Source organism: uncultured Sphingomonas sp., from assembly GCF_937871615.1.
GTDB lineage: Bacteria > Pseudomonadota > Alphaproteobacteria > Sphingomonadales > Sphingomonadaceae > Sphingomonas.
Map to the genome: position 1 here is coordinate 1 of NZ_CALMPA010000003.1, position 9,484 is coordinate 9,484.

The window sequence follows — 9,484 nt, forward strand, 5'->3', positions numbered from 1 at the left end:
GGGGCCCCGCCGGGCGCGCCGCCGCCGATCTGCTGGCGGGGCTGGAGATCGAGGCCGGTGCCGGCCCCCGCGCGGTGTCACGCGACGACCTGCCGCCGATGCTGCGGCTGTTGATGGACGAGGCGGCGGTTCCACCCGCGCATGGCGGGCATCCGCGCCTTGCCATCTACGGCCTGATCGAAGCGCGGTTGCAGACCGCCGATCTGATGATCCTCGGCGGATTGAACGAAGGCGTGTGGCCCGGCACGCCAGCGCCCGATCCGTGGCTGGCGCCGCGCATCCGCGTCGCGCTTGGCTTGCCGGGGCTGGAGCGGCGGATCGGGGTGGCCGCGCATGATTTCGGCCATGGGCTGGGCGCGCGCGAGGTGTTGCTGACCCGCGCGCGGCGCGACAGCCGCTCGCCGACGCTCGCCTCGCGCTTCTGGCTTCGGCTGGAGGCGATGGCGGGGAAGGATTTCGTCCGCGCGCACGATCTGGAAAGCTGGGCGGAGGCGCTCGATCAGCCCGCCGCACACCTTCCCGCGCCGCGCCCGGCGCCGTCGCCGCCCAGCGAACAACGCCCGCGCGAAATCTCGGTGACGCAGGTTGATCGCCTGAAGGCCGATCCGTTCGCCTTTTACGCGCAACGCATCCTGCGGCTGAGCGCGCTCGATCCGGTCGATGCCGATCCCACCGCGGCGTGGCGTGGCACGGCGGTGCATGAGGTGCTGGAGAAATGGGCGCGCGAGGATGATTGCGCGATCGACAGGCTGCGCCCGCGCGCGCTGGCGATGCTCGACGATCCCGCCGCGCATCCGCTGCTGCGCGCATTGTGGCAACCACGCCTGATCGCTGCGATCGACTGGATCGCGCAGAAGCTCGTGGAGCAGCGCGCCGCCGGTCGCGCGGTGCTCCGCGTCGAGGAAAAGGGCGCGGCGGACCTCGCGGGGGTAAAGCTATCCGGAAAGTTCGACCGGATTGATCGCGCGGCGGACGGATCGCTGGTGATCGTTGATTACAAGACCGGCAAGGCGCCGTCGCCCTCGGCGGTCCGCGCCGGATTTTCGATGCAACTGGGGCTGCTCGGCGCGATCGCGGAAGCGGGCGGATTCGATGGGATTACGGGCACTGCCGGCGGGTTCGAATATTGGTCACTGGCGAAATATCGCGACGAATTCGGCCAGATCAGCACGCCGGTCGATCCTGCCGGAAGGAACAACCGGATCGTGACGAGCGAGTTCGTCGGCCAGGCGCGCGACGCGTTCGCGGAGGCCGCTGGCAAATGGCTGACGGGTGATGAGCCATTCACGGCCAAGCTCCACCCGGAATTTGCTCCTTATGCCGATTACGATCAGTTGATGCGGCGCGACGAATGGTATGGCCGTGACCGCTGACACGCTGGCGCCGCTGCCGCCGCTGCGTGGCGAACAACGCACCGCGAGCCGGCCCGACAGCCACGTCTGGCTTTCCGCCTCCGCCGGCACCGGCAAGACGCAGGTGCTCGCCGCGCGCGTCTTTCGCCTGCTGCTGCGCGGGGTGGAGCCGGGCGCGATCCTGTGCCTCACCTTCACCAAGGCGGGCGCGGCCGAGATGGCGGCGCGGATCAGCCAGCGGCTCGCCGCATGGGTACGCGTGCCGGAAACCGCGCTGGCAAAGGATCTGGCGGCGCTGGGCGAGGAGCCGAGCGCGCAGCGCATCGCGCTTGCCCGCACGCTGTTCGCCAAGGTGCTCGATGCGCCGGGGGGCGGGCTGCGCATCCAGACGATCCATGGTTTCTGCCAGGGGCTGCTAGCGGCGTTTCCGGCGGAGGCCGGGCTGGTGCCGGGCTTCCGCCCGATCGAGCCGCGCGAGGAAGCGTTGCTGATGCGGCAGGCGCTGGGGGATCTGCTGGTGGATGCCGAGCGCGAGGGGCGGAGCGGCCCGGCCGCGACGATCGGCGCGCTTTCCGTGCGGCTGGGCGAGGAGCAGGCGGAGGCGTTCCTGCGCGATTGCGCGCGCGCCGGGCGTGCGCTCGATGCGCTGCCGAGCGGCGTGAGCCCCTATGTACGCCGCGCGCTCGGCGTGCCTGAGGGCGATGTCGAGGAAAAGATCGTCGCGGCGTGCGGCGACGACGCGTTCGATCGCCGCGCGCTGGAGACGATCGCCGCGCTCAACCGCGAATGGGGGACGAAGAACGGCGTCGCGCGGGCGGAGACGATTGGCGCATGGCTTGCGGCGAGCGACGAGCAGCGCGCGACGACGCTCGATGCGCTTCACACCGTGTGGGCGAAAGCGGATGGCGATCCGCGCTCCTTCGCCAAGGGGCAGGCGCCGCAGGACGAGGCTTATGCCGATCTCGCGATGCGGCTGTTCGAAACCTGTGCCGATCTTCTTTCGCTGCGGATTCGCGCGGCATTCGCCGATCTGCTGGCCGATGCGCTGGCTGTCGGGCGCGATTATGCGCGCGGCTATGCAGCGGCGAAGCGGCGGGTGGGCGCGGTCGATTTCGACGATCTGATCGCGGCCACGGTCGATCTGCTCGATCAGCCGGGGATCGGCGACTGGGTGCGCTTCAAGCTCGATCAGGTCACCGAACATGTGCTGATCGACGAGGCGCAGGATACCAATGCGAACCAGTGGCGGATCGTGCGCGCGCTGGTGGACGAATATTTCGTGGGGCGCGGCATCCATGCCCCGTCGACGCGCACCTTGTTCACCGTCGGCGATCATAAGCAGGCGATCTTCGGCTTTCAGGGCACCGATCCGATCAATTTCGCCGCGGCCGAACGCTTCTTCGCCGGGCGCGCGGCGGAGGTGCGCGGCGATGAACTGATGCCGGACGACGAACGCGGGCTGCCGTTCGAGAAGCTCTCGCTGGTCGCCTCGTTCCGCTCGACCCGGCCCGTGCTCGAATTCGTCGATGCGGCGATCGACCTGCTCGGGCATGAAACACTTGGCATGGCGGAGAATGTGCCGGCGCACGCCAGCGAGGTGCCGGGGCCGGGCGTGGTCGAACTGTGGCCGCCGGTTTGCGCGGGCGCTGTCGAGGGCGACGACGGCGAGGAATTATGGATCGACGACGCGGTGCGCGAGAATGCCGCGCGGATCGCCAGACAGGTGCGGGGCTGGCTCGATACCGGGCTGATGCTGGAGAGCAAGGGCCGCGCGCTCCGGCCAGAGGATGTGATGATCCTCGTCAAGCGGCGCGGGGAATTGGCGCAATTGTTGGTCGCGCGGCTGTATGCCGAAGGCGTGCCGGTTGCCGGGGTCGATCGCCTGCGGCTCAACGCGCCGCTCGCGGTGCAGGATTTGCTCGCCGCGATCCGCTTCGTGTTGCAGCCCGATGACGATCTGAGCCTCGCCAGCCTGCTCGTCTCCCCGCTGATCGGCTGGACGCACGATGAACTGCTCGCGCGCGCCGTGCCGCGAACGGGCGGTTTGTGGCGCCACCTGTTCACGCATCATCGCGGATTGCTCGCGCCGCTCGATACGATGCTCGCGCGCGCGGATTTCACCACGCCCTATCAGTTTCTGGAGGAAATCCTCTCCGGCCCGCTCAATGGCCGTCACAAGCTGCTCGAACGACTGGGGGAGGAGGCGCGCGACCCGATCGAGGAACTGCTTTCCGCCGCGCTCGATTTCGAGACGAGCGCCACGCCTTCGCTGCAACGCTTCCTCGACTGGTTCGATCGCGGCGAGGTGGAGATCGTGCGCGACGCGGCCCAGCCGCGCGACGCGGTGCGCGTGCTGACCGCGCATGGGGCGAAGGGGCTTCAGGCGCCGCTGGTGATCCTGGCCGACGCAACCGCCGATCCGGATGCGGCGATGCGCGGCGGATTGATGTGGCGGCCCGCTGACGTGACCGAGCCGCTCCCGGTATTCCGCCCGCGCAAGGATGAGCGCGCGGGCGAGATCGACGAACTGGTCGCCGCCACCGAATTGCGCGAGCGGCAGGAGCATTGGCGCCTGTTCTATGTTGCCGCCACACGCGCGGAGGAACGGCTGGTGATCGCTGGATCGCTCAGCGCCAAATGGCAAGGGCAGCCGCCGCCGGAAAGCTGGTATGGCGTCGCCGCCGGCACATTCGACGCGCTGGGCGTGGCGGGGGATGGCGTGCGCAGCTTTGCGGGCGTGGCTCCCCCTACCAGCGCGCGGCCACGCGGGGCGGCGCGCGCGGAGAAGGCGCCCGCGCCCGCTTTGCCGGACTGGGCTCGCCGCATCGCGCCACAGGAGGCGCGCCCGCCGCGCCCGCTTGCGCCATCCTCGCTGGGCGAGGATGCGGTCGCCAATCCGCCGCCCACCCCGGCGATGCGCGCCGCGGCGGAGCGCGGGCGGCTGATCCACGCCTTGTTCGAGCGGCTGCCGGCGGTCCTGCCCGATGATCGCGCGCGCGCGGCGGATCGCTGGCTGCGCGATGTGGGGCAGGTTGCGGATGCGGCGGAACGGGACGCGATCGTCGCGGCGGCGCTCCGGGTGATCGAAAACCCGCAGCACGCCGCGCTGTTCGGCCCGGAATCGCTGGGTGAGGCGCCGATCAGCGCGGTGCTGCCAGACGGGATCGTGGTGGCGGGCACGGTCGACCGGCTGCTGGTTACCGACCAGTCGGTGCGGATCATCGACTTCAAGACCGGGCGGCAGGTGCCACGCGATCTGGGCGAGGTGCCGCCCTATCACCTGCGGCAGATGGCCGCTTATGCCGCCGCGCTTTCGGTGATCTTCCCCGATCGCGCGATCGAAGCGGCGCTGCTCTATACCAGCGGGCCGGCGCTGCTGCCGCTTCCGGGCGATCTGCTGGCGCAACACAAGCCCAGCTATCGCGCGGCGGAGCAAAGTTAGCCGCATCCCCGTTGAGCGTGAGCGCCTCGCGCCCTACCTTGGCGCCAAAGGAGATTCGTTCATGGCAACCAAGCAGATCACCGATGCGAGCTTCAACGCGGACGTCATCCAGTCCGACCGGCCGGTGCTGGTCGATTTCTGGGCGGAATGGTGCGGCCCGTGCAAGATGATCGGCCCGAGCCTGGAGGAAATCTCCGAGGAACTGGGCGAACAGGTGACGATCGCCAAGCTTAACATCGACGAGAACCCCGACGCGCCGGGCCGCTATGGCGTGCGCGGCATTCCCACGATGATCCTGTTCAAGGGCGGCAACCCGGCGGCAACCAAGGTAGGCGCCGAGCCCAAGGGCCGGATCAAGGCGTGGCTGGAGGGCGAACTCGTCTGACGATCACGAAAGCGGGATCATGACGTGGCTCGCGTAGCCACGTCGTTCCTGCAAGCGGCGATACCAATCGGCGATATGCGGGAATTCGGGCCGCTCGATCGGCAGCGCGAACCATGTGTGGATAAAGACCCCCATGGGCATGTCGCCGATGCCGAATTGCTGGCCGGACAGCCATGGGCTGCGGCCCAGCGCGTCTTCGAGAACCGCGAGCATCTTCGCGCAGGCCGCGACCGAGCGTTCAACAGCCGCCATATCGCGCTCGCCGGGGGCTTTGCGCACGAGATTGACGAACGCGTGGCGCTGCGCCTCGCCATAGAGGAACTGCCAGTCCATCCAGCGATCGGCCAGCGCGCGCTCCCGCGGCGATCCGCGCCAAAGGCCGCCATCCGCGTGGGTGTCGGCGAGATAGCGCAGGATCGCATTCGATTCCCACAGCACGAAATCGCCGTCCTCGATCGTCGGGATCAGGCGATTGGGATTTTTCGCCAGATAGGCCGCGTCCATCCCGAACGCGCCGCCCACGTCTATCCGTTCATAAGGCAGCGCCAGCTCCTCGGCGAGCCACACCACCTTCTTCACATTGTGCGAATTGAGCCGCCCCCAGATTTTCAGCATCTCAGCTCCGATAATCGGCGTTGATCGAGATATAGCCATGGGTCAGGTCGCAGGTCCAAACCGTCGCGCGGCCAGTGCCCAGCCCGATATCGACGCCCACTTCCACTTCCAGGCCCTTGAGATGCGCGGCGACGGGCGCTTCGTCATAGCCCTCCACCGCGAGGCCATCGCGCGCCACCTGTGTCGCGCCGAAACGGATCGCCAGCCGATCGCGCTCGGCCGGTTCACCCGCCTTGCCTACCGCCATGACGACGCGGCCCCAATTGGCGTCCTCGCCGGCGATCGCGGTTTTCACCAGCGGCGAATTGGCGATCGACATGGCGATGCGATGCGCGCTGCGATCGCTCTCGGCACCTTCCACGGTGATCTCGATCAGCTTTTGCGCGCCCTCGCCATCGCGCACCACCAGCATGGCAAGCTGGCGGCACAGATCGGCGAGCGCGGCGCGGAAGGCATCGGCTCCCGCGCTGTCATCGTTCGCCAGCACCGTGTTGCCCGCCTTGCCGGTGGCGAAGGCGAGCACGGTGTCGCTGGTCGAGGTGTCGCCATCGACGGTGATGCAGGAGAAAGTGCGCCCGTTCGCTGCCGACAGCGCGGACTGGAGGAATGCCGGCTCCGCCGCCGCATCGGTGAAGATGAAGCCGAGCATCGTCGCCATATCCGGCGCGATCATGCCCGATCCCTTTATCACGCCGACCAGCGTGACCGTGCGACCGTCCACTATCGCGGTGGTCATCGCGCCCTTGGGATAGGTGTCGGTCGTGCCGATCGCTTCGGCGACGGCAAGCCAGTTCGCGGGCGCGGCGGCATAGGCGGCGTCAAGCCCGGCTTCTGCTTTGTCGATCGGCAGCGGCACGCCGATCACCCCGGTGGAGGCGACGAACACGTCGGACGGCTGGCAATCCAGGTGGCCCGCGGTGCGCGCCGCGATCGCCTCCACCGCGGCGCGACCGCGATTGCCGGTGAAGGCATTGGAGTTGCCGGCATTCACCACCAGCGCACGGGCATTGCCGAGCGCCAGCGCGTTGCGGCACCATTCCACCTCCGGCGACGGGCATTTCGATTGCGTCAGGACGCCGGCCACAGCCGTCCCCTCGTCAAGCGCGACGAAGGTGAGGTCACAGCGATCCCATTGCTTGTAGCGCGCCCGCGCCACACGCGGCGTCGCGCCGGCGATGGTGGGAAGATCGGGAAAGGGCAGGGCGAGCGGAGAGATGGACGTGGACATGCGAGCGCCATAGCCGCGTGCCCCGTCCGGAAAAAGGGGCGACGACCGCCGGCCAGGTGAAATGAAGGCAAGTTCGCGCTTCCCCGAAAACGCCCGCTTTCCCGCCAGCGAACATGAACAAAACGGTTGGCGTTTCCCAACGCCATCCCTATGTCTTCGCGCGCATGAACCTGCTTCTGCTCCTTTCCGCCTTGCTGTCGGCGCTTACCGGCGTCAGCGCGCGCGCGGCGAACCCGCAGCAGGTGCAGGCGGTGGCGCAGGAACAGACGGTGCGTCAGGCGCCGGTTGCCGTTGCCCCCCGCCCGATCGCGCGGCCCAGCCTTGCGCTACCGGCGCTTCCGGCTGTCGCCGAGAGCCAGGCGATCGTCGCCCCGCTCGTTTCCGCCATTCCCGCATGGGTGGATCGCCGGCGCGAATAAGGCGCCCGATGCGTTGCCGTGACGGCACGACGCATCCCCTCATCGACGATTCCATACGCGCGCGCCGCGCATTGTCGCGCAGCCGCGTCAATCCAATATCAACAGGAAGTCCGCCATGTTCGCCGGCCTCGCCAAATCGCTTTTCGGTTCGTCCAACGATCGCTACGTGCGCTCGCTGAACCCCATCCTCGCCAAGATCGCCTCGTTCGAGCCCGCGTTGCAGGCGATGGACGATGAAACGCTCGCCAATCAGACGGTGCTGTTCCGCGAACGGCTCGCCAACGGCGAAACGCTCGACAAGCTGCTGCCCGAAGCCTTCGCCACGGTGCGCGAGGCGGCCTGGCGGGTGCTGGGCCAGCGCCATTATGACGTGCAGATGATCGGCGGCATCGTGCTCCATCGCGGCGAGATCGCCGAGATGCGCACCGGCGAGGGCAAGACGCTGGTGGCGACGCTCGCCACCTATCTCAACGCGCTGCCGGGCACGGGCGTCCATGTCGTCACCGTGAACGATTATCTCGCGAGCCGCGACGCGGACTGGATGGGCCGGGTATATCGCTTCCTTGGCCTCACCACCGGCGTGATCGTCCCGAACCTTTCCGACGAGCAGCGCCGCGAAGCCTATGCCGCCGACATCACTTACGGCACGAACAACGAATTCGGCTTCGATTATCTGCGCGACAACATGAAATATGAGCGCAACCAGATGGTGCAGCGCGCCTTCGCCTATGCGATCGTCGACGAGGTGGATTCGATCCTGATCGACGAGGCGCGGACCCCGCTGATTATCTCCGGCCCGACCGACGACAAATCCGAACTCTACATCAGCGTCGATGCGATCGTGAAGCAGCTCGTCCCCGACGATTACGACCTGGACGAAAAGCAGCGCAGCATCGTGCTGACCGAGGATGGCACCGAGCGCGCCGAACGGCTGCTGGAACAGGCCGGGCTGCTCAAGGGCACCAACCTCTACGATTTCGAGAATACGCAGGTGGTCCACCACCTGAACCAGTCGCTGCGCGCCAATGTGATGTTCAAGGCCGATACCGATTATATCGTGAAGGACGGCAAGGTCATCATCATCGACGAGTTCACCGGGCGCATGATGGATGGCCGGCGCTGGTCGGACGGCCTGCACCAGGCGGTGGAGGCGAAGGAAGGCGTGACGATCGAGCCCGAGAACCAGACGATGGCCTCGATCACCTTCCAGAACTATTTCCGCATGTATCCCAAGCTGTCCGGCATGACCGGGACGGCCGCGACGGAAGCGGCGGAATTCTACGACATCTACAAGATGAACGTCGTCACCATCCCGACCAACCTGCAGGTGCAGCGCGTCGACGAGGAAGACGAATTCTACAAGGATACGCACGACAAGTTCCGCGCGATCGCGCGCAAGATCCGCGAACATGCGGAAAAAGGGCAGCCGGTGCTTGTCGGCACCGTCACGATCGAAAAGTCAGAGATGCTGAGCGAGTTCCTCAACCATGAGGGGGTCGACCATTCGGTGCTGAACGCGCGCTATCACGAGCAGGAAGCCCATATCGTGGCGCAGGCCGGGCGGCTGGGCGCGGTGACGATCGCCACCAACATGGCCGGTCGCGGCACCGACATCCAGCTTGGTGGCAATCTGGAATTCCGCGTCGAGGATGAACTCGCAGGGATGGCCGAAGGGCCGGAGCGCGATGCGGCGATCGCGGCGATCAAGGCCGAGATCGCGGCGGAGAAGCAGAAAGTGCTGGAGGCCGGTGGCCTGTTCGTGCTCGGCACCGAGCGGCATGAAAGCCGGCGTATCGACAATCAGTTGCGTGGCCGTTCGGGCCGCCAGGGCGATCCGGGGTTGAGCCGTTTCTACCTCAGCCTCGATGACGATCTGTTGCGTATCTTCGGCCCCGACACGCTGTTCGCGCGGATGATGCGCAACAATATCGAGGACGGCGAGGCGATCGGCTCGAAATGGCTGACCAAGGCGATCGAGACCGCGCAGAAGAAGGTCGAGGCGCGCAACTACGACATCCGCAAGCAGGTCGTCGAATATGACGA

At 67.4% G+C, this 9,484-nt stretch carries 7 protein-coding genes; 5 read left to right on the top strand and 2 right to left on the bottom strand.

Annotated elements, in window-relative coordinates; all coding sequences use genetic code 11:
- The 3 genes from Q0316_RS00465 to trxA all read left to right on the top strand — a co-directional run.
- Positions 1 to 1,373: PD-(D/E)XK nuclease family protein (locus tag Q0316_RS00465; protein ID WP_298668032.1), on the top strand; the 1,373-nt coding region annotated here is incomplete at its 5' end.
- Positions 1,357 to 4,794: a double-strand break repair helicase AddA gene (addA, locus tag Q0316_RS00470; RefSeq protein ID WP_298668036.1), complete on the top strand. Its 3,438-nt coding sequence runs from the start codon at positions 1,357 to 1,359 to the stop codon at positions 4,792 to 4,794. The genes Q0316_RS00465 and addA, both read left to right, overlap by 17 nt.
- 61 nt (positions 4,795 to 4,855) lie before the next feature.
- Positions 4,856 to 5,179, top strand: a complete 324-nt coding sequence (trxA, locus tag Q0316_RS00475; RefSeq protein ID WP_298668039.1) for a thioredoxin — start codon at positions 4,856 to 4,858, stop codon at positions 5,177 to 5,179.
- Positions 5,180 to 5,182: 3 nt separating this feature from the next.
- Here trxA and Q0316_RS00480 read toward each other — a convergent pair whose 3' ends face one another.
- Positions 5,183 to 5,794 (bottom strand): glutathione S-transferase family protein, encoded by a 612-nt coding sequence (locus Q0316_RS00480; protein ID WP_298668042.1) that lies wholly within the window; start codon positions 5,792 to 5,794, stop codon positions 5,183 to 5,185.
- 1 nt (position 5,795) lies between these two features.
- A complete protein-coding gene (gene argJ, locus Q0316_RS00485) occupies positions 5,796 to 7,022 on the bottom strand; it encodes a bifunctional glutamate N-acetyltransferase/amino-acid acetyltransferase ArgJ (protein WP_298668045.1) in 1,227 nt (408 codons plus the stop codon).
- Between the two features lie 113 nt (positions 7,023 to 7,135).
- On the opposite strand from argJ, the gene Q0316_RS00490 reads away from it, so the two are divergent.
- Both Q0316_RS00490 and secA read left to right on the top strand, forming a co-directional pair.
- Positions 7,136 to 7,441, top strand: coding sequence for a hypothetical protein (locus Q0316_RS00490; protein ID WP_298668047.1), 306 nt, complete (start codon positions 7,136 to 7,138; stop codon positions 7,439 to 7,441).
- A gap of 115 nt (positions 7,442 to 7,556) precedes the next feature.
- Positions 7,557 to 9,484 (top strand): preprotein translocase subunit SecA (gene secA, locus Q0316_RS00495; RefSeq protein ID WP_298668049.1); only part of this gene is annotated, 1,928 nt, incomplete at its 3' end.